The sequence below is a fragment of the Rhizobium indicum genome (assembly GCF_005862305.2).
Taxonomy (GTDB): domain Bacteria; phylum Pseudomonadota; class Alphaproteobacteria; order Rhizobiales; family Rhizobiaceae; genus Rhizobium; species Rhizobium indicum.
The window spans coordinates 3,678,921-3,701,778 of sequence record NZ_CP054021.1; the positions used below are offsets into that span (position 1 = coordinate 3,678,921).

Consider the following 22,858-nt stretch of genomic DNA (forward strand, 5'->3'; position numbering starts at 1 on the left):
CCGCACCACAGTTTTGCGCGACATGCTTTAGGAATCCGCTTTGGGCAGCAACGCGTGCCGGAAAAGCAGCGCCGACAGCGTTTTTGCCATGATCACGAAATCCAGCGTGAGCGTCCATTTGGACAAATATTCGACATCGAGGGAAATTCCATTCCGATAGCTGACGTCGTTGTGCCTGCTGGTTTGCCAATGGCCAGTCAGGCCGGGACGGAAGGCCATGTAGGCATAGGCATGTTCGCCGTAACGCGGCAGCTCTTCTTTGGTAATGGCGCGAGGCCCGACGAGGCTCATTTGACCCAGCAACACGTTAATCAATTGCGGAAGCTTGTCGAGGCTCGATCGCCTCAAAATATCGCCGACGACCGTGACGTGCGCGTCGGTCGTTGCGTCGGATCCTGTCGTCCGAAACTTGAGGCAACCAAACTCTTTTCCCCTATAACCGATCTTGCGATGAGAATTGAAAACAGGGCCCCAATCACTTAGCGTGACGATGACTGCTGCCGACAGAAGGAGCGGCGACAGAAAGAATAAGAAACTTGCCGCAATGATGATGTCCAATGCGCGCTTCAGAATTCTGCTGATCAGACGCGGTTGTGACGAATTGAATGGACGCCTTTCCTGTCGAGCCGTGGCAAAATCCCGCCAAGGTCCGGTTGGGTTGATGCCCTGATTTTTTCCCGCCACCTGCGTCTCCGTTAGACGAATTCCAGAAATCACAGCCAAAGCTTTGTTTTAATGCAAGTTTGATGTCTGTGACCGAGGTCATAATCATGAGTAAATTCTTTATACTCTAAAGAAATTCTTGCATATATTAAAATATTACCTTTGATTTTAACTATATAATAGAAATGTTATTTAGTTTTATTTTTAAATGCGGCGTTGTTGTTATACTTGTCGGATGTATTCTTGGGACGCGCAATTGTCATAAATTGTATAAAAAGCGTCATGCAGCCTCAAAGATTTGTTTGCGATAGAATTCAATATGAATTTTATGATATATAAACATGAGGATCAGTCATAATTATGTATAGTTTTAACACGAAGTTTTTATTTTATTATTGTTTGACTTTCTAATTTAACCTATTACGAATGTCGCTCAAGATAATAAATCGATTAGTCTGCGTGGAGTTGTGCGTATGGACGGGGCGATCAGCACCAGAGACAACAGACCTAGAGGAAACGCAGCGCGAACAAGCGAAGCGGTTACTTGCGGGTCTGCAGGTATTGTTTACGACGGCCGGGCGGATTTGGATCACGAGTTCCCGTTTTGCCGCTCGAGTGTTCGAAAGTTTCGCCGCGGTGAGATTATTGCCGGCGCCGGCGTCGTCCTCGACATGTTCGCCCGGGTACAGCGCGGAATGGTGAGCGCAAGCACCCCGCTTGCCGATGGGCGAGAGTTCATCGTGGAAATCGTTCCGAAAGGCGGCTTGATCGGCGAATTGGAGGTGCTCCGCAAGCAGTCTCTCAGCCTGGAATATCGGGCCTCGTCGGATTGCGAACTTCATTACTTCGACGGTCGGTTGCTGCGGGACCTGTGTGCGAACGATCCGCAATTTCAGGTGAAGATCCTGTCGAAGGCGCTGGCGCGTGTTTCCGAACTCGAACTGCGGATCATTTCCAATGCCGGATCGAGTCTAAGGCAGAGACTTGCAAGAACTCTGCTGCGTCTTTCTGCCCTCTACAGAATGGATGCGCAAAATAGCGGCGACGAGCTGATCATCTCCCAGCATGAGCTGGCCGCGACACTGCCGGCGTCGCGTGAAAAGGTCAACCAATGCCTGCGGCGCTTGCGCGAGAGCAAAGTGGTCGACGGGACACAGGGCAAAATCCGCATTCTCAATCGGAAGGCGCTGGAGGCTTATGCCGAGGGGGCGGGTCTCGCCTGAGGCGCGCCGCGATAAAAAGCGGAACGGCAGAAAGCCTCGACAAAACCCGCCGCCGGCGGGTTTTGTGTTTGATGACAGTGCGAGTTGATAGTCAGACGAAGCAGGCTGAAAGATCGGGTTGGCGTGTTGGCTCTTGTCTTCATGCGCGTCGTCCCAAAATCGCTGCGCATTTTGGCGTGGCATGCTTAGAGCGATTCAGCTTTTCATGGAAACGCAGAACCGCTCTAACTTTTTGTTTTATGCAATTCCGGACGGAAAACCGCTTCGCACTTTTCCTGGAATTGCTCTAGACGGCGCTCTCGGAAGCATTCTTCCAGTATTTCCAGCCTTCACCCTGTATGAGCCCGTGATCGGACAGGTCCTTCCAGCTTCTGTAGGTGCCCGTATCGTCGTAGACAAAGTCATCCATGTCCTTGCCTGAGGAGTATACGGTATATTCTTCCGTATGTTGGGACCGGTGTGCCGCATCGGCGACCTTGTGCACGAAGGTCGACAGGAACTTGAAATGCAGAAGGGCGCCGGATACGCCGAGCGCTCCGCGCATGTCGCCCAAATTCAGGGAGAGCGGCCAGACCTGGTGCGATGATTTGAGAAACAGACGTTCACCCGCCACATAGACGAGGGGTATCTTGTTGAGCGCGGGGCCGTCCCAGAGCCGGTCGTGGAAATAGACGCGCCCGCGAACGCCGCCCTTGATCCATATCGTCCAGTTGCGTTTGTCGAAATGCGCCACATAGCCGGAGCGGTCGAAGAGATTGCAGACCTCGAGCGGGTTGCGACCGGGTTCGCATATGTTTTCGAGAACGGGATGCGGGCTGTACATGTCGATCATGACCGAGCGGAGGGAATGGCCGCCCATGGAATCGATATAGGAAGTCAATTGATCGATCGGCCGTGTGTCGCAATGCGGATAGACCAGGAACTCGTCTGCATCGACATACAGGACCCACTTCTCCCGGCAGTGGCGGTTGATGACTTCGTTGATCCAGTCGTTTCCGAACCTCGCCGCCTTGTAGGAACCATGAGCCGAAAGAAGGGAGACATCGTCGAAGCCGGACAGCAACTCGGCCGTGCCGTCGGTCGAGCCGTTGTCGATACAGATGAAGTGCTCGAAACCGAGATCGCGATAATACTGAAGGAAGAAGGCCAACCGGTGCCCCTCGTCACGGATGACGCAGACGACGACGTGGCGCGCCTGCTTGAGCCCGTTGCGCAGCAGGTCATAGCGAACCTGCCGAGCCTTGAGCGACCGGCGCAGACGGGCTTTCACGTAATGCGAGATGCTGGCGGCGGAAGCCCTATAACTCATATTCTGTCCTGAAGATTATCCATTCCTGGAGTGAATGGATGAATACTTTGCGCTTCCGTCTGCAAATCCACGGCTCGACCGGCGACGCTGAGTTCAGTCACGCGGACATTCAAGTCGGACCAACAATACATCATCATACGGCGTAGTCGCCAACCAGCAGGCTCTGGACCCTGGGATTGGGTCCTTCTTTCTCAACTGCGTGCTCGATGCGCGCCCGTATCGACCGGTATTTATACAGCATCTTCCGATCGAAGGTTATTCCGCGATACAGCGCGTTGTAAATCGGATGTGCTTTGCGCAGGTCGACGTACACTTGGCTTTCCTTATCGGTCCACGGAAAAAAGGTTCCATGCCATGGCTTCGGATGCGCCATATAATGGACGATCGACAAGGAGGACATGTTCACCAGATGAAGGAATTGTTTGGGAAAGTTCCAGCGGTTCGATACCAGGATGAGCGATGAACCGCAGACATAATTCAATGCACCCTGATCATGTTTGCCCTCGCAGGCCTCGGGATTTCTAGCAAAAAGCTCGAGCGCCTCCTGCCCGATCCAGCCGTTTCGATGGAATTTCAGGACGCCTGCGTTGAAATAGTGGCTGTCCTTTCCGGTGTCGAGGAAGTCATGGATCGCCGTGTAATCCCGCGCCGCGAAAAACCTGCCCTCGGGCACAGTGGCACTTTCGAACGCACCGAGATCGCTGACGATCTGGGTATCCCCATCGAGGTAGATGATCTGGGTATAGTTGGAAGGCAGGATTTCGCAAAGGACCAGCTTGGCCATTGTGCTGACGCTGATGCGTCCTTGGAAATGCGAACTGTCGAGCTTGCCGAGCGAGTCCTGCAGCGCTTCGGTTGCATCGGTCAATATGACCCCACTCCTTGCGAGCAAGGCTTTCAGCTCTTCGAAATTGTCGAGATGTTCCGACATCAGAACGCAGACGTCGGTCGCAGGGCTTGCGAATTTGCGAGCCTGAAGCGCCGAGAGAATGGTCGGAAATGAATACTCGACATCCGTGACGTAGACGACGCACTGGTTGTTCATGTCATCACCTTTCCGATTGTGCGCAATACAAGTGAATCGGTATTGTCTTTGCGAGGCGAGGGACCAGTTGTGAATTGAGCCGACGGGTCTGTCATATGAAGGCCCTGTTCGGTATATATAGGCCAGCATCCAGCGCGCTGGTGTTGAATCGGTGTCTGGCTGCCGGCGGATTTTGTATGTTTCATTGTTGAGATATTCACCATGAAGAGTGCCTTGCCTGCCATAAGGCTATGTTTCGACATGTTGTTTCGCGGTACGGCGATTGGTGCCGGGACCCTTGTCGGAATGCGGAGGGAAGGGGGATTGTCATGTTGATCACCACACTCGGGGCAGCCGTGATTTCGATCGCTGCCGGGGCTTCCATCCGCGCCTGGGCTTTCGCGATTTTTGCAATCCTGGTGGCAATCGGCTTCGGCGGCGTCGCTTTCGCCGACGGGTCTTCCGTGATCGCGGCCATGCTCTCCGGTATCGCCATCCTCGTGCTCATGGAAATCGGCTATCTGGCAGGCGTGTTCCTGTCGGGGCTTTTGCGGCGCAATGCCAAGCTGCGCGAAAACAATTCCGTTGCAGATAGCGTCGCGACCACCAGCGAGCGGCCGCAAGGCTGATGTCGACATAAAACCCGCAGCATAGCCTTCTGCGACGGGCCTCGCAGGACGGTGTTTGTCGGATGGACGGCTTTTACAGGCGATCCTTGAAAGATGCAGTGCGGTCGGCCGGCTTCGGCCCAATGCGGGCACGCCGATGCCTCGACGAGATTGCCATCCCGCGCCGTGGCGGAGTTCCAAAGCGGGCGTCATCGTGTTGAAAACATCGGCGCTCTCATCAGAGATGTCGATGTCTCCAGCGGGGTTCGATTGGCGAGCGATCGGATCGCGCGCCGGGGAGAGGTATTGGTTGCCAGGCAGCCGGCCGCCAGACCTGCTGTGGTGCTGAACAGCAAGCCGAGATCCGTGCCGCTCCCCGATATCGCCGCCGAGGCGACCTGCGCGATGGATGCCATAACCGCAGCGTTTCCGATCGCCTGCGTCTCCCGATCGCCTGACATGTGCCGGCCGGAGGCCCTTGCAAGGCTGTACAGGAAGGCGGCGAAGAGAAGAGTGCCGGTCAATCCGACATTGGAGAGCAACGCAGCGATAAAACTCGAGGCCCGAACCGTGCCGAGCCCGGCGCCGAAGGTGGCGGTATCGACGAATGCGATCAATGCCAGTGTATTCCAGGCGGTGCGCTCTTCACCGGATTGCGATTGGAGCTTGTCCGACAAGGTGGTGCTCATCAGGCCGGCGATGGAATTCCACGCATCGGGGACAAGGCTGAGTGCGACGATGGCGCAGGGAATCAAAAACAGCGTGATCACCAGGAAAGTCACATGCGGGGTCTTGGCGGGGCCGCTGATCAGTCGTTTCAGGCAAAACAGAACGAACATGCAGACAACGAAAATGCCGGCAATATAAGCGGTTGTCGATGTGCAGAGGACGATCGTCGGGCCGATGAAAAGCGTTGCAAGTCCTGCCATACGGCTTTGGACGCGCTCCAGCCAGAGCAGCAGCGTGAAGGAAAAATAGGCTAATGCGACTGCGCCATAAGTGCTTGCTTCGGGGAACGGGCCGACGATGCGTTTGAAGCCGCTGATTGTCTCGGCCGTATGCATCGTATAGTTCGCGTTTCTGATGACATCGAGCAGGTAGGACTGGTCGGTCAGGAATGTTCCGATATCAATCAGTGCCAGGGTAAAACATGCGATCGAGGCGATGATTAACTGCAGTGCGATGAAACGGGCATAGCCGAGCCTGGCAAGCCCCGAGACGACGGCAAAGCAGGCGAGGTCGCCGAGCAGATAGACAGACTGGCTGAGATTGGACGAACCCGGCGACAGGGGAGCGGCCACCGTCGACATCATGCCCGTCGTGTCTCGCGCAGAGGAGTAGACGAGGGTCGCGCCTGCAAAGATGCGCGGCAAAAAGAAAGACGATGCCACCGAAAACAGGATGTAGGCGGCAAACCAGAAACCGGGACCCGGATAGGCCATGCTGGCGAGCGTCGCCTGTGTTTGAGCCGGGCGCAACAGGGCGGCCACCACGAGAAAAAGCACGAGAAGATGGCTTGGCTGGATGCTGCTGCCGCCGAGCGCGGGCAATTGGAGAGCCGCTGCCGCTCCGAGCAGCGTCGACAGGCAAAGGGTCGTGATCGCAAAACGCGCCCCGTTGACCATGCTGAGCAGGCCAAGCAGCAGAACGATGAAGCCGATCGGTTCTATCGACATGCTTCAGATCCCGATCCGGACGGAGCGGCGGCGGCATTGGGTTTGCCGAAAACCGGCATCCGCCTTCCGACGCAATGCCCGAGGCGAAAGCCGCCAGCTGTCGTTAATGGTCACGACCGCCCCCTAATTCGATCCCGTCTGGGATATCCAGCCGGGAGCCGTCTGATTGTCGCCCGCTACATCAGACAGCGGGACTGCCGAGCTTTGCTGCTGTGGCGCGGACTGCAGCTGCAGCGGAGGCGACGGCGTCTGGAGGTCCGTGCCGATGCCGATTTCGACGACATCATGCGGCCGCAAGCTGGTCGTCTCGTCCGCCTCGATATTGCGATAAGTGCCATCGTCGTTACGACGCACGATCCTGTAGTTCTTTTGTGCTCTGCCAAGACCCGGCATGTCCGTATTCATCTGGGCGAGTTGAGCGCTGTAGCCAGCCTGTTCGCCCAGAAGCTGGGCCACCTGGATGTCGATTGCCGCCCTGCCGATCGCGAGATTGACCTGGTTGAGTAGCTCCTGGTTTTCACTGTTCTGCCGGTTGACGATATTGATCTTCGAGCGATCGGCTTCGCTGAGCCCCTGGCGAGCCGTGGTCAGGGCGACCTCGAGATCGATCAGGGTGCCTTGTGCATCCGCAACGCCGCGGTCGACCGTGACCTGCCGGGAATTGCTGACCAGACCCTTGCTCACCAGGCTGTTGACATTGTCCAGTTCCTTTTGCGCAAGGTCGATCTGTCGCTTTTGCGAATTGATCTTGGCCTCCAGTGATTGGACCTGCTGGCCGTAGAGACGGGCGAGGTCGCTCGCCGCTTCGATCTGGCTTTCGATATCGACGCGTCGCAGCCACATCAGGTTCAATTCCTGCGCCTTCAGCTTGTCCACATCGGGTGTTCCGGCGAGTTCGGCAGGGATATCGAAACTCTGTTCGCCGGCGATCTCGGCGCGCAACCGCGCCTGGCGCATCAGAAGATCGCGCCGGTTGAGAATGGCCGTTCGGTAGGCGCCGGCAGCCTGGATCCGGTCGCGCTCGAAGACGGTATTCTCCTCGCGCTCCCGAAGGAAGCCGCCGGCGATGCTGACGGCCTTCATGACCGTCATATCGGCCTCAAAAGCATAGCGCCCGGGGGTCTGCACGGTCCCGGTCACGAAGATCGGCGCATGCTGGGCAATTTCCACGGCGATGAACGGCTTTCCCGGCAGTTCGGCCTTTTCGGAGAGCGCAGTGGCGATCGCATCGGAAACCTGCTCCGTCGTCTTGCCGATCGCCTGCACCTGGCCGGCGATCGGAATCGCCAGATTACCGGCATCGTCGACTGTATATGTTCCGCCGAGGGCTTCCCAACTGGCATACCGGGAATCCGACGATCGCCATTCGACGACACGCAGTCTCACCTGATCTTCCGGCACGAGGGTATAGTTTTCCGCATGGGCGACGCTCCAGCCGGTCACGCCGGAAAATACCAGCAAGGCAAGGGCGACGGAGATGAGGCGACCGGACAAGGATGTACGCTGCATTGTCTGCTATCTCCGTTTCGTTGCGATCGACGGCGAAGGCATCTCGCGCGGCGCGGGATTGCCGAATTCCAGGATGCGGGACGGAGAGACGCGGCCGACAAGAAGATCGGATAGCGCCAGCAAATTGCCGTTCAAGCGTCCCCATCGGTCGATCAAGCGGTCATTGAATAATAGGCCCCGCGTATTCGCCAGGATGTTGCGGCCGATCTGTGCGACAGCACGGCCCTTCGACATCGTGCCCTTCCGGATCAGGTAGACAGGATTGGCAACTTGCGAATAGCCGAGTCTTCGGCCGGGCTGGCGCCCGGATCGGACGCCGAGATGCACGCCGCGAGCGCCTTCGACACGCACGGACCTGCCGTGGCGGGCGATGGACCGGCTGAAATCGACATCTTCGAGCCAGCCGTAGAGCGGCAGCTTTTCGTCAAAGGTCAGCGCGTGCTCGACAACGGGTGAAAGGCGAACCGCCATGTTGCATCCGTAGGCGTTATAGACCTCCGTCACATGCCCGGCCCTTTCGCCCGCAGTTTCAAGAACCTTCAAAGCCTTTGACATGCTGAGGCCGCCATCGAGGATGCCGTCGGCCAGGACTTCGCCAGTGGCGATCGCCACGTCGGGGTTTGCTGCAAAGACAGCCGCCATCCGCGACAGGAAGGTCGCGGCGGGAATAAAGTCGTCATCCAGGAAGATCAGAATATCCGTATCGGCGGCGGCCGCCTGGATGATCCTGTTGCGCTGGGAGGTCAGGCCACGGCTGCCGACGATGACTTCCACATCGAGACGGTCGGCGAGGCCGGCGGCGTCGTCGATCACGGGCACGCAGACGATCAGCCGCTCGGCCTGGTCCGGCAGGGCGGTCAGATAATCGACGGTCTCCTTGAGTATCGAGGGGCGGCCTGCCGAAGCAATCCCCACAGCCAGTCGCAATGGGCGGCGCGCGCGGCCCGCCATGGCTTCAGCGCCGCAAGGAACAGGCGCCGGTCCGATCGGGCTGTCCTGCCTGGTTGCTTCTGCCGAAGGTGAAGTCATGACTCTATTCTTTTCGGTGCATGGTTGATGATCGCGCCGAGGATCTCCGCGCCGATATTCCGCAGGGTCTCGATGACGTGCATGGTATCGTCGATCGAGGTGTGTCCGTGCGACGTGACCACGAGGACACCGTCCAGTTCCGGCGCGATCGCATTGGCATCCGGCGAAGCAGAGAATGCGGAAATGTCGACGAATATGGCGTCGAACTCCTTTTTCAGGTCGGCGAAGCTCAACTGCGTGCGGCGGGAACTAAGGCGAATGGCCGGCGTCACCGCTTCGACTTTGCCGAGGGGTAGGAATTTCAGCGTCGGGGTGAGGGGCAATGCCGCCGTCTGGATCAGTTCGCCATTGTCGAGAACATCGACGAGGCCTGTGGAACTATGGGGTGCGATCGATTTGCTGAGCGACGATTTCTGCGCAGCGGCATCGATCAGCAGCGTCTGCGCTCCTGATATCGACGAGAGCACCGCAAGTTCGCATGCTATGGTCGATGCCCCGCTGCCGGGATTGACGGCGACGATTCCAATGACGACCCGGCGTTTGCGCCGAAGACCAACGACTGTCGCGCTCAGCTCCGCCATGCCTGGAATAATAGGATAGGCGGCTGCGGTGCCGCTGCTGCCGGTACCGGCGGCGAGGAAACGCGCAGAGGGACCATTGCGGGTCCTCGATGTCGCCAGCAAAGTGACAAAGGGCAGCCCACCGGCTTCCGCGATCTGATGGGGCCGGACGATCCGGCGATCGCCGGCGTGCCTTATCATGGCGAGTGCGAAGCCGACGCCAAGACCAACCGCCGCCGCAAAGGCGATGATGAGCGTGCTGCGTGGTCTGGCTTTCGAAAGAGGCAGGGTGGCCCGAGAGACGATCGTGGCATCCGACACCGGGTAGGTGATGCGCTGCCTGGCTTCGGTCAGCTGATTCAAGGTATTTTCATAGAGGGTGCGGCGGGCGTCAGTCGCGCTCTGCAGCTCCGCAAGCTTGAACTGATCGCGCGGATTGCTCGTGAAGCTGGCCAGGGCACTGGCAGCTTCGGCCAGTCCGCGCTGCTGCTCGCTTACGAATCTGGTCAGCCATTCGCTGTATTGCCGGGACGCATTGGCCTTCATCGCGATATTCTTCTGGATATACTGCCTGGCCAGCGTGTCGGCGATATCGACTGCCTGCTGCGGGGTCGACGCCGCAGCCGATATCTCGATGATCGTCGAACTCCCGATCCGGCGTACTCCCATCATGTTCAGCAGCGTGGCGACCGCCCGATCGTGGATCCGCCCGTCCTCGATCTGCTGTTGCGGCTGTGTGTCACGCGGTCCTGGGCCTGCCGCTTCCTGCGATGCCGTTTCCGGTTCGGAAGAAACCCCCATCAACCAGTTCTTTGCCCTATCCTGCAGCGAAGGCGTCTGATCGACAAAGTCAGGATCGGTATCGAGACCAAGTGCCGTTACCGTTCCACCGACGACATCGCTGGATTTGGCGATCTCCAACTGTCCCTCGATGAACGCGTCTTCCGCGAAAGCCCTCTGTGCTTCGGAGCCGCTGACCTGGGGGACGATCACAAGTTGCGTGTTGGCAACGAACGTCGGTTCGGCGGTCAGCACGTAGCTCCCTGCCATTACAAGGAAAGCGAAAGTCGTCGCCGCAATCCACAGCCAGCGCATTCTGAGAAAGAAGAGCATATCCCGCAAGGTGAGCGGCGAATTCCCGCCGGTGGCTGCGGCAGGCAGAGATATCGGAGAAACACCGCTGAAGATCGTGCTTGAGGTCATGTCGTCCTAATCCAAAATGGCGAGATCACGGAGTAACCGGGTAGTGGCAGCTTGGAGGGACGGGGGAGTAGCGTGTCTTCCGATTCCAGGCATGATCGGCGGCTCTCCCCATGAATGCTCAATACGAGCCACGCTGCGAAAACAGAGCGGGAATGGTCTTGGCAATGATGATGAAGTCCCGGCCGAGCGACCAATTGTTGAGATAGTGAACGTCGAGGGAAACCCGGTACTCGTAACTGACATCATTGCGCCCGCTGGTCTGCCAGTGACCGGTCAGGCCCGGGCGGACGGCCATGTAGGCCCATATATGCTCGCCGTAGCGCGGCAATTCCTCGGCCGTGATCGGCCGGGGGCCGACAAGGCTCATGTCGCCACGCACGATATTGATCAGTTGGGGAAGCTCGTCGATGCTCGACCGCCTGAGGATATCACCGACGGCCGTGATCCTCGGATCGTCCTTCAGCTTGCGTGTCTCTTCCCATTCGCTTCGCGCAGCCGGGTTGTTTTGCAGCAATTCGGCAAGCTGAGCACTTGCGTTGGTCTTCATCGTGCGAAACTTGAGGCATCCGAACGGTGCTCCGCCGACGCCGATGCGCGTATGGGAATAGAAAACCGGGCCGCGGTCGCTCATCTTCACGATCATTGCGACGATCAACAGAAGCGGCGAAAGCAGGATCAGCGCCGTGACGGCGATGACAAGGTCTAGCGCGCGCTTCGACGATCTGCCTGCCGCACGAGGCCGGGACGAATGAAGATCGGCGCCTTTCGCGGACCGTCCGACACGCGACCAAGCCTCGAAACTATGTGCTTCCCATGTCATGGGTGGTCTCCAAAATATTCCGATTAAGAACCGTTCAAAGTTTGCTGCGCCGCACTCTGGTTGTCTGTTACCAAGGTCATAATCCTTAACAAATTCTTTATGCTACTAACGGGCAATCGAGAATTCGGAATACACTTGATGGCCTTATTTTCATTTAAAACGACAATCTAATCTAATTCGTGGTGATTATCCGCTGACGCCTATTTATCAGTTTTGATATCATCACTTTGATTATTGCCGCTTTTTATTCAGTAAGCCATTTTAATAGGCAGCGATCTTCGATCGCGTGGCTGTTTTTTGGCTTCTTTGAGATTTTTGGTCCTTTTTACGGTGTATATTTTGTTTTGAAGTTAAATGTATACTTTATCTTTATGTCATATCTCCGTGATGTTATTTGACTCTCATATTAAGACAATATAAATGATGCAGTGCAGCATTGCCTATGGTTATCGAGTGGAGTTATGCGCATGGATGGGGCGACACACGCATCAGATCGCAGGGCCGGCATCGGCAAGGCGGCGATATCGGCTAACGGCGGCATTCATCTGAACAGCCGCATCGTCATCGACGACGAATTCCTTTCCTGCCGGTCGAGCGTCCGGCGTTTCCGGCGCGGCGAGATCATCGCCGGGGCCGGCGTCCTCGTCGATACGTTCGCGCGCGTTCATTCGGGGGTGGTCAGCGCAAGCACGATGCTGCCCGACGGCAGGGAATTCATTGTCGAGATCATTCCGAAATCCGGCCTCATCGGCGAGCTCGAGGTTCTGCGCAGGCAGACGTTGAGCCTCGAATACCGTGCCGGTTCCGCCTGCGAGCTGCATTTCTTCGAAGGCCGGCTGCTGCGCGACATGTATGCCAGCGATCCCTCCTTTCGCGAAAAGGTCTTCTCCAGGGCACTGGCGCGTATTTCAGAGCTTGAACTTCGGATCATTGCGAATGCGGCGTCGGGCCTGCAATCGAGGCTGGCCAGCACGCTGCTGCGGCTCTCCACTGTTTATGGAAAAGATGCGGCAAACAGCGGCGACGAACTGATCATCTCGCAAAATGATCTGGCCGCGACGCTGCCGGCGTCCCGCGAGAAGGTCAATCAATGCCTGCGGCGTCTGCGGGAAGGCAAGATCATCGACGGGGGCCAGGGCAAGATCCGCATCCTCAACCGCAAGGCGCTGGAGGCCTGTGCCAACGGCGCAGTTTCGGTGAAGTGATGCGCCCGTCGCTTCCCGAGGCCCTCCGATCCGCCGCAAACGTCGGCCGGTTTCCCGGCCCCGGCACGACAAAGATCGATCGCGTGGTCATCATCGACGACTATTCGGTCGCCAGAGGCGGTGCGACGGCGCTGGCGGTGCTGTCCGCCAAGCTTTTTCGGGGCCTCGACATCCCCGTGACCTATATTTGCGGAGATGACGCCGCCAATGCGGAGCTCGTCGCACTCGGGGTCTTGATGGTCGGGCTGAACAGCCGCGATCTGCTCAGTGCCGAGCGTGCGAAGGCTTTCGTAACCGGCATTCACAATGGCGCCGCCGTCCGTATGGTCGCGAACTGGATTGCCGCAAACGACACCGCCAATACCGTCTACCATGTGCATGGCTGGCACCAGATCCTGTCTCCGGCGATTTTCAGGGCGTTGATGCCGGTCGCCAGACGATGTGTGGTGCACGCGCATGATTTCTTCACGGCCTGCCCCAACGGCGCCTTCTTCGACTATCAGGCGCAGGAAGTCTGCCTTCGACGCCCGCTCGGCGGAGGCTGCATTGCGACGGCCTGCGACAAGAGAAGTTATTCGCACAAATTGTGGCGGGTTGCCCGCGGCTCCAATATCCTCCGACGGCTGAAGGATCAGGCCGATTTCGGCCGGATCATCCTGCTGCATGAGAAGATGGCAAGCTTCCTCGTCGGCGCCGGATATCGGCCCGAACGCCTGACGACGATCCGCAATCCCGTCGCTCCGCTCTCCATCAAACGCATCGAGGCGGAGGCGAACGAGGAGTTCGTCTTCATCGGGCGGCTGGACGAAGAGAAGGGCATAGAGGACGCGGTGGCCGCCACACGCAAAGCCGGCGTCAGGCTCTGCGTGATCGGGGACGGGCCGCTGATGCCGCTGGTTGCGGCTTCGGGAGATCACGTCAGGGCCGTCGGCTGGCAGTCGCATGCGGAGATCGGCCCGACCATCCGCAAGGCGCGTGCACTGTTGATGCCGTCTCGCTATCCCGAGCCATTCGGCCTCGTCGCTATCGAAGCGGCCAGGAGCGGTCTGCCGGTCATCATGTCGCGCAGCGCCTTTCTTGCCGAAGAAATGCAAAGAGCCGGCATGGCGATCGCCTGCGATACGGCTGACGAAAGCGCCTTTGCCGATACTTTGACGCGATTTAGCCAAATGCCGAGGGACGAGGTCCGCGCCATGAGCGAGCGGGCTTTCCGGCTGTCGCCGGATCTTGCGTCGACACACGAGGAATGGCGTGACGCGCTTCTTTCCGAATACCACAGCCTGATTTCGACGAATGCGGTTCCCGAGCTGACAGACGGTGTGGCGATACAAGGAGTATTGAGTTGACCCTTAAGGCAACAACCTCTCTTCCCGACGCGAGGGCATTTCTCGGCGATGCGCCTGTCATGGCGAAAAGACGTGTCACTGATGCCGGAAGCGTGGGCGATACCAAGCAGCTTCGCGTCGCCATCGTGCATTATTGGCTCGTCTCGATGCGCGGTGGCGAGAAGGTCGTCGAAGAGCTGTGCCGCATGTTTCCGCAGGCCGACATCTTCACCCTTGTCTGCAACCGGGATCGCATCAGCGATTTTCTGAAGACGCGGAACATTCGCACATCCTTCCTGCAGAAGATCCCCGGTGCAAAGCGGCATTATACCAAGATGTTGCCGCTGATGCCCTTCGCGCTCGAGCAGTTCGATCTGCAGGATTACGACCTCGTGCTGTCGAGCGAATCCGGACCCGCCAAGGGCATCATCACGCGCGCTGACGCCCTGCATGTCTGCTACTGCCATTCGCCGATGCGCTACATCTGGGATCAGTTCCATGTCTACCGCCATGGCCTGCCCTGGGTGGGTCGCGCAATGATGTCGATCACCGCACCCATGCTGCGCGCCTGGGATGTGACGACCTCCTCGCGGGTCGATGTGTTCGTCGCGAATTCCGATTATGTCGCAAGCCGCATCCGCCGCTTCTACGACCGGGAATCCATCGTCATCCATCCGCCGGTTGCGACCGACGATTTTGCGGTGGGGAAGGGGAAGGGCGAGTTCTATCTCTATGCAGGACAGCTGACCACCTACAAGCGGCCGGATATCGCCGTTCGCGCCTGCACCGAGGCCGGCCGGAAACTGGTCGTGATCGGCGAGGGCGATCAATTGGCCTATCTGAAGTCGATCGCCGGACCGACCGTCCAGTTTCTCGGCCATCAGCCCTTCAACGTTCTGCGCGACCACCTGTCGCGATGCCGTGCCCTATTGTTTCCGGGCACGGAGGATTTCGGCATCCTGCCGGTGGAAGCCATGGCATCAGGGCGGCCGGTTCTGGCTTTCGACGCCGGCGGCGCCAGGGAAACCGTTTCCTCGCCAAAGGTCGGGTTTCGCTTCGCGCAGCAGACCACGGAAGCTCTGTTGGAAACGATGGCGGCGTTCGAAGAGGTGGAGGACGATATCGATCCGCATGCCATCCGCGCGCACTCGCTGAAATTCTCTTCCTCCGTGTTCCGCGACCGGCTGTCCAGCCTGATCGAGCAGCAACTGACCAACCATGGCGACCGATCCGCCGAGGTCTTCAGAAGACGGCCAGGCTGAGGGCAAGGAACGGAGCTGCCTGTCTTGCCGCTGCGACCGAAACTGTCGACGAGGAATAGAAAATAGATCATGTCAAGCGTATCTCAGAGGACGGCGACGGCAAGTATCTGGACCATCAGCGGAAAGTTCCTGGCGCGACTGCTCGATTTCGTCAGCCTCCTGATCCTCGCAAGGCTGTTGAGCCCGGCGGATTTCGGCCTTGTCGCCATCGCGACCTCGGTTCTGATCATCGTCGAGACAATCCTGGACCTGCCGCTGACGCAGGCCCTGATGCGCCAACCGTCGCCCTCGGACGATATGTTTGCCACCGCCCTTACCCTCAGCCTGCTTCGAGGCGTGGCCATCAGCATGCTGATGATGATCATCTCCTGGCCGATGGCTTTGATCTATGACGATTCCCGGCTTTTCTCTCTCGTCGCCGTGCTCTCGATTGCGCCTGCCATGCGCAGTGTGATCAGCCCGCGCATGGTTCTGTTCATGCAGCGGTTCGATTTCAAACGCGAATTCGCACTCGATCTCATCACCAAGGGGTCGACACTGCTGTTCGGTGTCGGGGTGGCGGTTGCGACCGGCAGCTATTGGGGACTGGCGATCGGCGCGGTTGCAGGCCCGACCGCCGCGGCGATCACCTCCTATGTCTTTGCGCCGATGCGACCGAGGTTCAGTCTTTCCGAGTGGAAGCACTTTCAGGACATGATCAGCTGGAACACCGTCTCGCAGGTGCTGAGTTCGATCAACTGGCAACTGGACCGGCTGCTTTTGCCGCGCTTTACGGGCTTGTCGACTTTCGGCGCCTTCAGCGTCGCCGACAATATCGCCGCTATTCCATACCAGACCTTCGTCGGGCCATTGTTGCGCCCGCTGATGGCGGCATTCTCGACCGTCGATGACCGTCGCAATCTGATCGCTGCCTATCTGAAGGCGACGAACGCGATCACCTTCGTGGCAGCGCCCATCCTCATCGCGCTCGCTTTGCTTGCCGAGCCGGCCGTGCGGATCATCGTTGGCGAGAAATGGGCATCCGCCGCGCCGATTCTGCAGTGGTTGTGCATCGGCAGTCTGCTCGGTCTTCCGACGAACATGATGCCGCCATTGGCTATGGTCCTGAACAAAACCCGTTATCTCGCCCTCCGGATGTTTGCCGAGTTCGCCGTCAGGGTTCCGGTCACCATCCTGGGCATTGTCTATTTTCAGGTGGCAGGAGCACTGGGCGCGCGGATCGTGGCGGTGCTTGTCGCCTATGCCGCATCGCTGATCATCACGCGGCGGCTGATCGGCGCGACGTTTGCCGCTCAGTTGCACGCCTTTTTAAGGCCTCTGGCGGCGAGCGTGCCGATGATCGCTTTCCTGCTGTGGATGGAGCCGATGCTCGCCGCCATGCCTGTCGGCCTCAACCTGATCGTCAGCCTGGCGCTTTGCGGCGGGGCGGCAGTGGCGATCTTCTGGGCCTTCGCGCTGCTCGTGTGGCAGGTTGTCGGAAGGCCCGACGGCATCGAGACCATCGTCGTCCAAAGGCTCATGCCGCGACGAAACGGAGTTCTCATCTCATGATCGAGACAAGTGCAGCCCAACGATTGGTTTGGCGTTTTCGGAGGAGCAGAATGCGTTACGGGATATCTTCTAAGGCCCTGGGCTTGCTTATCGTTCTTGGTCTGGGGGCGTTGCCCGGCCAACCCAGCGTGGCTCAGGAACCACTCAATATCAATGCCTACCAGCTGACGTTCGAGGAGAGTTTCGACAGCCTCGACGTCTCGGCCTGGGGAGAGAAAAGCTCCCGCTGGATCGCCCATACGCCCTGGAACGGCGATTTCGGTGACGCCCGTTTCACAGACCCGGCCCCCGGCTTTCCATTTACCACCGATCAGGGAATTCTGAAGATCGAAGCGCGCAAGGAGGCCGATGGAACTTGGCGCTCGGGCCTGCTGTCGTCGGTGAACCCGAAAGGCGAAGGATTCTCGCAGCAATTCGGTTATTTCGAAGCACGGATGAAGCTGCCGCCGGGCAAGGGCGTCTGGCCAGCCTTCTGGCTTATCGGGCTCGACCGCTCGAAATACACCGCCGAGATCGACGTCCTGGAATATTATGGGCGCGCACCCTACGAATTCAGCATGGGCTTTCATATCTGGCGTCAGAGCCAAGGCGGCCAGAACACGACCGGCGGCCATTGGCAAACCGTCCAGGACGGAATTCTGAACAGCGAATATCACACCTACGGCGTCGATATCCAAGCCGACAAGACGAGCTTCTACTTCGACCGTCAGTTCATCTGGAGCTTCGACACGCCGAAGGAATTCCACATGCCGTTCTATCCGCTGGTGAACCTGGCACTCGGCTCGGGTTGGCCGATCGATGAAACGCCGAATCCTTCCATTCTGCTCGTCGACTATATTCACGTCTACCAGCGGAAGCCTACTGACGCGGCGAATTGAACAACTGTCGGGGATAGCGTTCCGTCGCTAAAGCGCGTCGCGATCTTTCAGATTCGCTCCTCGCGCTTTAGGTCCTTGTTTTTACGCATGTCGTTGTCGCAAAACCGCTGCACACTTTTGCGCGACATGCTCTAGAACAGGATGATTTTAGGCCGGGTCGGCCTAAAATCTGAATCCTGTTCTACATTATATAGTGAGAGCATGATGTCGTCCGAAAACCGATCACACTTTTCGGCATCATGCTCTAACGGCCGCAGCTGAGACCGGTTTCCGGGTCGAAGAGATGCATTGCTTCCTCGTCGAAAAAGAGGGTGAGCTTCTCGTTGTCGCGGATCGGTGTGCGTGGCGGCAGACAGGCCATCAGGCGCTGATTTCCGGCAAGGGCGGTGACGACGAGTTCCGGACCGGTCAGCTCTGCGACCTCAAGGGTTGCCTCAATCGACAGCCCTGTGCCGTCCGTGCGAAGCGCCTCGGGACGGATGCCCAGGATAAGGTCGCGGCCATTGCCGGCCGCCTGGCGGAAACGGGCGGGCAGGGGCAGGATCGCATCGGAGCCTGAAAGCGCCAGGCCACCGTCGCGCGCCGTCGCCTTCAGCAGGTTCATCGGCGGCGCGCCGACAAAGGTCGCGACATAGAGCGTTGCCGGATGGTTGTAGATCTCCTCCGGCGTGCCCAGCTGCTCGATGCGGCCGTCGCGCATGACGGCGATGCGGCTTGCAAGGGTCATCGCCTCGATCTGGTCATGGGTGACGTAGACGACCGTGGTCTTCAGCATCTGATGCAGCCGCTTGATCTCGGTGCGCATCTCCATGCGCAGCTTGGCGTCAAGGTTGGAGAGCGGCTCGTCGAAGAGGAATACCTCAGGCTTGCGCACCAGCGCGCGGCCGATCGCAACGCGCTGGCGCTGACCGCCGGAAAGCTGGCTCGGCTTGCGGTCGAGGAGGTTTTCGATCTGCAGGAGCTTGGCGGCATCGTGTACGGCCCTATCGCGCTCGGGTGCTGCCACCTTGCGCATTTCCAGGCCGAAACCGATGTTCCGGTGCACCGTCAGATTGGGATAGAGCGCGTAGGATTGAAAAACCATGGCGATGTCGCGGTCCTTCGGATGCACGCCGAGCACTGAGCGGCTGCCGATCCTGACATCGCCGCTCGTCGCCTCGGCAAGGCCGGCGATGATGTTCAGCAGCGTGGACTTGCCGCAGCCGGAGGAGCCGAGCAGCACCAGGAACTCGCCGCTTTCCAGCGAGATGTCGATGCCTTTCAGCGTCTCGACGTCGCCATAGGTCTTGCGGATGTTTTGAATTTCGAGCGCGCTCATCGCACGGGCTCCTGAAGAGATGTCGGGCCGCCATAGTTGCGGGGAAGTGTGGAGATGGCACGCGAGGCAACCTCGGTTCCAGCCTTCAGGCAGGAAACCAGCGGCCCACCGCTTGCGAGCGCGCCGAGAAAGGCGGCGTTGAAGACATCGCCGGCGCCGATCGTATCGACGACTTCGACAACGGGTGCTGCCACCGAAACCAAGCTGCCGTCCGGCCCGATCGCGAGAGCGCCGTCCGGGCCGCGTTTGACGACGATAATCGCACCCGCCGGCATATGCGACTTGATGTGACGCGCGGCCTCGATCGGATCGGCGATGCCGGCAAGTGTCGTCGATTCGACCTCGTTCAGCAGCGCGATGCCGCTCCGAGAGAGCCAGGCGCGTGTCGACGCGCAATTCTCGTCCGTCCAGCCGTCGAGCGGCCAGCCGGTATCGAGCGCGACGGTGATGTCATGACTGTCGGCCCAGTCGAAGAATTTGCCGTATTCTTTTGTCAGATCGTCGGTCAGGAACGAGCCGCAGAGAAGCGCGTAGCCGCCCTGCAGTCTTGCGCCTTCGATGGCAGCGAAGACGTCTGCCAGGCTGAAACGCGGCAGGTGGCCCCTCGTCGTGAAGAAGGTGCGCTCGCCGTCCGGATGGGTGATGCCGACGGAGAGCGTCGTTTTCTCAGGGCGTACCGGCCACTTGTCGGAACGGTGGCCGAAGGCTTCGCTTAGCCAGCGGCCGAACTGATCACTGCCGATATTGGCGGCGATCTCGAATTCGACGCCGAGCGCTTGCCAGGCGAGCGCGCTGTTGCCGGCGGCTCCGCCGACGCGCAACTCGTCATGGTCGACGATGATTTCCGTCCCGGCCTTCGGCCAGGGGGCGGCCGGGCCAAGGATCAGGTCAACATTGACGTTGCCGATGACTGCAAGCGGCCGCATTCATTCGCTCCGGGTGATTTTGGTGGATCGAACCGGCGTTCCCGCATTCTCCACGCGGGCATCGGCAAAGGCGATCATCAGCCGCTGGGCGACCGGCAGCATAGCGAAGATCGCGGCAAGACCGGTTGCAGGTGCAAAGCGGATCGTCACCGCGCCGACGACCGGCGCTTGCCCGGATGCGTCGAACAGGATGACCGGAGCGCCGGTCTCGACGGCGGACACCGCCATTGCCGTCACCAGGCCGGCGGTTTGGTCCAGGCCGCGGAACAGCACGACGCCGATTTCCGGCCCCAGCATCTCCATCGGACCGTGGCGCAGTTGGCCGCCTTCGAGCGAGAAGCAGGGACGGCGCGACAGCTCGGTCAATCCGAGCGCGAGCGCCTCGGCGATACCCTGCAGCCGGCGGCCTGACGTGACAATGGTCGCGACGTTTTCGAGCGCCGAGAGGGCGGCGGCGATGTCATGATCTTCCGGCGCCTTGAGGGCGGCAAGGGCGGTGTCAGGATTTTCGCCGAGGGCGGAAAGGATTGCCAGATGCAGGGCGAAGGTCACCGTCAGGCTGCGGGTCGCGGCGAAGGCTAGCTCGGTGCCGCCGCTGCCCACCAGCGACGGGGCGGTTCTTGCGAGGAAGGAATTGCCTTCGAGTGTCAGGCCGAAAGTCTCTTCCGTGCCGCCGGTCTGGTTGAACCAACGCACGACCTCGGCGCTTTCGCCGGATTGCGAGGTGACGAAGATCGTCCTGCCGGCGATCGGCAGCGGCTGGCCGAGCTGTTCGGACAGCGGCAAAGCGACGGCATCGATGCCGAGCGTCCTGTAGAGCGGCTCGACGGCGCGGTTGACGGCATGCGAGCCGCCCATACCGATGAGCAGCAGGCTGCCGGTCTTCTTCAGCGAAGCGGCGGCCCTCACCGCCATCGGCTGGGCCGCTTGATAGGAGGCGATGGCATCGGCATGCTGGTGCGCCATTTCGCGGTCGATCGCCGCAAGTCCGGCGGGTCGGGTTCTTTCTTCTGTCATCTTCATCCCTTGACGCCGCCGCTGGTGAGCCCCGAAATCAGGGCACGTTGCATGAGAAGACCGATCAGCACCGGGGGCAGGGCGGCGAGCACGCCTGCCGTCGCAATCAGTCCGTAATCGGAAACGCGGCCGCCGGCGAGATCGGCAATGGCGACGGTCAGCGTCTTGGCGCGCTGGTCCGAGGTGAAGAGCAGCGCATAGAAGAATTCATCCCAGGCAAGCAGGAAGGCAAAGAGGCTTGACGTCGCCACGACGGGGGCGGCCAGCGGCAGCGTGATGATCCTGAGCGTCTGGAACAGGCCGGCGCCGTCGATCATCGCGGCGGATTCGATTTCGCGCGGGATGGAATCGAAACCCGATTTCATCAACCAGGTGGTGAAGGGCGCTAGGATGGTGAGATAGACGAGCGCGAGGCCGAAGACGTTGTTCAGCATGCCGAGGTGGGAAAGCCCCATATAAAGGGGCACGGCGAGCGCCACCGGCGGCAGCATGTAGGTGGCGATCACCATCGACAGCGACCAGCCGACCGAAGGCGAGCGCGACACGGCCCAGCCGGCCGGAATGGCGAGCGCGATGGCGGCGATCGTCGCCATGCCCGCCACCTCGATGCTGTTTCGCAGCGACGAGGTGAAGGCGGCGCCGGCGCTGTTTTCGAGCGTCGAGAGCAGCATGCCGTAGCGCGAGAAGTCCGCCGTCTGCGGCCACCAGCGCAGCGGCTTTGCCGCAAGGTCGGCGGCCGGCGAGATGCTCATGATGAACAGCCAGAGGATCGGCGCCAGGATGACGGCGGCAAGCAGCAGCGCGCAGAGATGGATGAAGGCGGAAAAAAGCGGGCTCTGGCGTTCCATCAGGCAGCGCTCCCGGCGGTCTTGCGCACCAGAGCGGCGTAGCCGGCAGCAAGCAGCGTCACCAGCAGCGTGACGATCAAAGCCAGCGATGCGCCGGAGCCCGCCCGCTGGAAGGAGAAGGCTTCCTGATAGACTAGGATCGACAGCGTGCGCGTGCTGTTGGCCGGGCCGCCGCGGGTCATGACCCAGATGATGTCGAACACTTTGAAGGCCTCGATCGTGCGCAGCACCAGGGCCACCATCAATGGACCTGCGAGATAGGGTAGGATGACGAAACGGAAGCGGGCGAAAGCGCCGGCGCCGTCGACCAGCGAGGCGGCGGTGATGTCGCGCGGCACGGCCTGGAGTGCGGCCAGAGCGATCAGCGCCACCAGCGGGAAATTCTTCCAGCAATCGGCGACGATGAGGGCCGCTAGCGCCGTGCCCGGTTCGCCGAGCCAGGAGCGGTAGGCCTCCAGCAGGCCGAGTTGAGTGAGCGCGGCGTTCAGCGCGCCGTATTCCGGATTGTAGATCAGCCGCCAGAGCGTGGCGTTGACGACGGTCGGCAGCGCCCAGGGCAGGATCATCAGGGCGCGAAGCGCGGTGCGGCCGCGAAACTGCTGGTTCAGCAGCAGGGCTGCCAGAACGCCGATCACCATTTCGGCGGCGACCGAGACGATCGCGAACCATGCGGTGGTAACAAGCGTGCGCTGGAAATTCGAGCCGGAGATCATCTTCGCATAATTCTCGATGCCGACGAAGTTTCCTTCCGTGCCGACGAGCTTGGCATCGGTGAAGGAGAGGCCGACGGTATCGATCAGAGGCCAGCCAATGACTGAAATCATGACCACGAGAAGCGGCAGCATCAAAAGCCACGCGCGGGTTGTCAGCCAAGTGCCCGACATCAAGGCGACCCTTCTTCTTT

20 protein-coding genes are annotated in these 22,858 nt (G+C 59.7%); 7 read left to right on the forward strand and 13 right to left on the reverse strand.

Going from position 1 to position 22,858, the window contains the following annotated elements; genetic code table 11:
- Nucleotides 1-27: 27 nt before the first annotated feature.
- Nucleotides 28-684, reverse strand: a complete 657-nt coding sequence (locus FFM53_RS17860; protein ID WP_138386746.1) for a sugar transferase — start codon at nt 682-684, stop codon at nt 28-30.
- A gap of 452 nt (nt 685-1,136) precedes the next feature.
- Here FFM53_RS17860 and FFM53_RS17865 point away from each other — a divergent pair, with 452 nt between their 5' ends.
- A complete protein-coding gene (locus tag FFM53_RS17865) occupies nt 1,137-1,886 on the forward strand; it encodes a Crp/Fnr family transcriptional regulator (protein WP_138386747.1) in 750 nt (249 codons plus the stop codon).
- Between the two features lie 286 nt (nt 1,887-2,172).
- On the opposite strand, the gene FFM53_RS17870 is transcribed toward FFM53_RS17865, so the two are convergent.
- Together FFM53_RS17870 and FFM53_RS17875 are read right to left on the reverse strand one after the other, a co-directional pair.
- The gene (locus FFM53_RS17870) at nt 2,173-3,195 is read right to left on the reverse strand and encodes a glycosyltransferase family 2 protein (protein WP_138386748.1); all 1,023 of its coding nucleotides are present in this window, start codon (nt 3,193-3,195) and stop codon (nt 2,173-2,175) included.
- Between the two features lie 133 nt (nt 3,196-3,328).
- Complete coding sequence (locus tag FFM53_RS17875; RefSeq protein ID WP_138386749.1) at nt 3,329-4,240, reverse strand: glycosyltransferase family 8 protein; 912 nt, start codon at nt 4,238-4,240, stop codon at nt 3,329-3,331.
- Between the two features lie 308 nt (nt 4,241-4,548).
- Here FFM53_RS17875 and FFM53_RS17880 point away from each other — a divergent pair, with 308 nt between their 5' ends.
- Nucleotides 4,549-4,848 carry a hypothetical protein gene (locus FFM53_RS17880; protein WP_138386750.1) on the forward strand — a complete coding sequence of 100 codons (300 nt, stop codon included), beginning with the start codon at nt 4,549-4,551 and terminating at the stop codon, nt 4,846-4,848.
- Nucleotides 4,849-5,036: 188 nt separating this feature from the next.
- On the opposite strand, the gene FFM53_RS17885 is transcribed toward FFM53_RS17880, so the two are convergent.
- The 5 genes from FFM53_RS17885 to FFM53_RS17905 form a co-directional block, all read right to left on the reverse strand.
- Nucleotides 5,037-6,503, reverse strand: a complete 1,467-nt coding sequence (locus tag FFM53_RS17885) for a hypothetical protein (protein WP_138386751.1) — start codon at nt 6,501-6,503, stop codon at nt 5,037-5,039.
- A gap of 123 nt (nt 6,504-6,626) precedes the next feature.
- On the reverse strand, nt 6,627-8,012 hold the full coding sequence (locus FFM53_RS17890) for a polysaccharide biosynthesis/export family protein (RefSeq protein WP_138386752.1): 1,386 nt from the start codon (nt 8,010-8,012) through the stop codon (nt 6,627-6,629).
- Nucleotides 8,013-8,018: 6 nt separating this feature from the next.
- Complete coding sequence (locus FFM53_RS17895) at nt 8,019-9,041, reverse strand: glycosyltransferase family 2 protein (protein WP_173883603.1); 1,023 nt, start codon at nt 9,039-9,041, stop codon at nt 8,019-8,021.
- The gene (locus tag FFM53_RS17900; protein ID WP_138386753.1) at nt 9,038-10,804 is read right to left on the reverse strand and encodes a GNVR domain-containing protein; all 1,767 of its coding nucleotides are present in this window, start codon (nt 10,802-10,804) and stop codon (nt 9,038-9,040) included. The genes FFM53_RS17895 and FFM53_RS17900 overlap by 4 nt, the downstream gene beginning before the upstream one ends.
- A 118-nt stretch (nt 10,805-10,922) precedes the next feature.
- Nucleotides 10,923-11,624, reverse strand: a complete 702-nt coding sequence (locus tag FFM53_RS17905; RefSeq protein ID WP_011653258.1) for a sugar transferase — start codon at nt 11,622-11,624, stop codon at nt 10,923-10,925.
- A gap of 467 nt (nt 11,625-12,091) precedes the next feature.
- Here FFM53_RS17905 and FFM53_RS17910 point away from each other — a divergent pair, with 467 nt between their 5' ends.
- From FFM53_RS17910 to FFM53_RS17930, 5 genes are all read left to right on the forward strand, one after another.
- A complete protein-coding gene (locus FFM53_RS17910; RefSeq protein ID WP_138386754.1) occupies nt 12,092-12,829 on the forward strand; it encodes a Crp/Fnr family transcriptional regulator in 738 nt (245 codons plus the stop codon).
- Nucleotides 12,826-14,175 carry a glycosyltransferase family 4 protein gene (locus FFM53_RS17915; protein WP_173883604.1) on the forward strand — a complete coding sequence of 450 codons (1,350 nt, stop codon included), beginning with the start codon at nt 12,826-12,828 and terminating at the stop codon, nt 14,173-14,175. The genes FFM53_RS17910 and FFM53_RS17915 overlap by 4 nt, the downstream gene beginning before the upstream one ends.
- Entirely contained in the window at nt 14,172-15,416 is a 1,245-nt protein-coding gene (locus FFM53_RS17920) for a glycosyltransferase family 4 protein (protein ID WP_138386756.1), read from the forward strand. The genes FFM53_RS17915 and FFM53_RS17920 overlap by 4 nt, the downstream gene beginning before the upstream one ends.
- Before the next feature lie 69 nt (nt 15,417-15,485).
- Nucleotides 15,486-16,967, forward strand: coding sequence for a lipopolysaccharide biosynthesis protein (locus FFM53_RS17925; RefSeq protein ID WP_138386757.1), 1,482 nt, complete (start codon nt 15,486-15,488; stop codon nt 16,965-16,967).
- Between the two features lie 50 nt (nt 16,968-17,017).
- Entirely contained in the window at nt 17,018-17,845 is an 828-nt protein-coding gene (locus FFM53_RS17930) for a glycoside hydrolase family 16 protein (protein WP_138330151.1), read from the forward strand.
- Between the two features lie 244 nt (nt 17,846-18,089).
- Here the strand turns inward: FFM53_RS17930 and FFM53_RS17935 are convergent, their stop codons facing one another.
- Genes FFM53_RS17935 through FFM53_RS17955 form a run of 5 tightly spaced genes read right to left on the reverse strand, consistent with a single transcriptional unit; the run spans nt 18,090 to nt 22,838 of the window.
- A complete protein-coding gene (locus FFM53_RS17935) occupies nt 18,090-19,163 on the reverse strand; it encodes an ABC transporter ATP-binding protein (RefSeq protein WP_138386758.1) in 1,074 nt (357 codons plus the stop codon).
- A complete protein-coding gene (locus FFM53_RS17940) occupies nt 19,160-20,089 on the reverse strand; it encodes a PfkB family carbohydrate kinase (protein WP_138386759.1) in 930 nt (309 codons plus the stop codon). The genes FFM53_RS17935 and FFM53_RS17940 overlap by 4 nt, the downstream gene beginning before the upstream one ends.
- Nucleotides 20,090-21,112: an SIS domain-containing protein gene (locus FFM53_RS17945; RefSeq protein ID WP_138386760.1), complete on the reverse strand. Its 1,023-nt coding sequence runs from the start codon at nt 21,110-21,112 to the stop codon at nt 20,090-20,092.
- Complete coding sequence (locus FFM53_RS17950; RefSeq protein WP_138386761.1) at nt 21,109-21,954, reverse strand: carbohydrate ABC transporter permease; 846 nt, start codon at nt 21,952-21,954, stop codon at nt 21,109-21,111. Before FFM53_RS17950 ends, FFM53_RS17945 begins: the two co-directional genes overlap by 4 nt.
- Entirely contained in the window at nt 21,954-22,838 is an 885-nt protein-coding gene (locus FFM53_RS17955) for a carbohydrate ABC transporter permease (RefSeq protein WP_138330156.1), read from the reverse strand. The genes FFM53_RS17950 and FFM53_RS17955 overlap by 1 nt, the downstream gene beginning before the upstream one ends.
- Nucleotides 22,839-22,858 lie beyond the last annotated feature (20 nt).

Bases quoted from the DNA above. Each gene is read 5' to 3' on its own strand.
- FFM53_RS17865 (WP_138386747.1), top strand. From the start codon at position 1,137: ATGGACGGGGCGATCAGCACCAGAGACAACAGACCTAGAGGAAACGCA.
- FFM53_RS17870 (WP_138386748.1), bottom strand. From the start codon at position 3,195: ATGAGTTATAGGGCTTCCGCCGCCAGCATCTCGCATTACGTGAAAGCC.
- FFM53_RS17875 (WP_138386749.1), bottom strand. From the start codon at position 4,240: ATGAACAACCAGTGCGTCGTCTACGTCACGGATGTCGAGTATTCATTT.
- FFM53_RS17880 (WP_138386750.1), top strand. From the start codon at position 4,549: ATGTTGATCACCACACTCGGGGCAGCCGTGATTTCGATCGCTGCCGGG.
- FFM53_RS17885 (WP_138386751.1), bottom strand. From the start codon at position 6,503: ATGTCGATAGAACCGATCGGCTTCATCGTTCTGCTGCTTGGCCTGCTC.
- FFM53_RS17890 (WP_138386752.1), bottom strand. From the start codon at position 8,012: ATGCAGCGTACATCCTTGTCCGGTCGCCTCATCTCCGTCGCCCTTGCC.
- FFM53_RS17895 (WP_173883603.1), bottom strand. From the start codon at position 9,041: ATGACTTCACCTTCGGCAGAAGCAACCAGGCAGGACAGCCCGATCGGA.
- FFM53_RS17900 (WP_138386753.1), bottom strand. From the start codon at position 10,804: ATGACCTCAAGCACGATCTTCAGCGGTGTTTCTCCGATATCTCTGCCT.
- FFM53_RS17905 (WP_011653258.1), bottom strand. From the start codon at position 11,624: ATGACATGGGAAGCACATAGTTTCGAGGCTTGGTCGCGTGTCGGACGG.
- FFM53_RS17910 (WP_138386754.1), top strand. From the start codon at position 12,092: ATGGATGGGGCGACACACGCATCAGATCGCAGGGCCGGCATCGGCAAG.
- FFM53_RS17925 (WP_138386757.1), top strand. From the start codon at position 15,486: ATGTCAAGCGTATCTCAGAGGACGGCGACGGCAAGTATCTGGACCATC.
- FFM53_RS17930 (WP_138330151.1), top strand. From the start codon at position 17,018: ATGCGTTACGGGATATCTTCTAAGGCCCTGGGCTTGCTTATCGTTCTT.
- FFM53_RS17935 (WP_138386758.1), bottom strand. From the start codon at position 19,163: ATGAGCGCGCTCGAAATTCAAAACATCCGCAAGACCTATGGCGACGTC.
- FFM53_RS17940 (WP_138386759.1), bottom strand. From the start codon at position 20,089: ATGCGGCCGCTTGCAGTCATCGGCAACGTCAATGTTGACCTGATCCTT.
- FFM53_RS17945 (WP_138386760.1), bottom strand. From the start codon at position 21,112: ATGAAGATGACAGAAGAAAGAACCCGACCCGCCGGACTTGCGGCGATC.
- FFM53_RS17950 (WP_138386761.1), bottom strand. From the start codon at position 21,954: ATGGAACGCCAGAGCCCGCTTTTTTCCGCCTTCATCCATCTCTGCGCG.
- FFM53_RS17955 (WP_138330156.1), bottom strand. From the start codon at position 22,838: ATGTCGGGCACTTGGCTGACAACCCGCGCGTGGCTTTTGATGCTGCCG.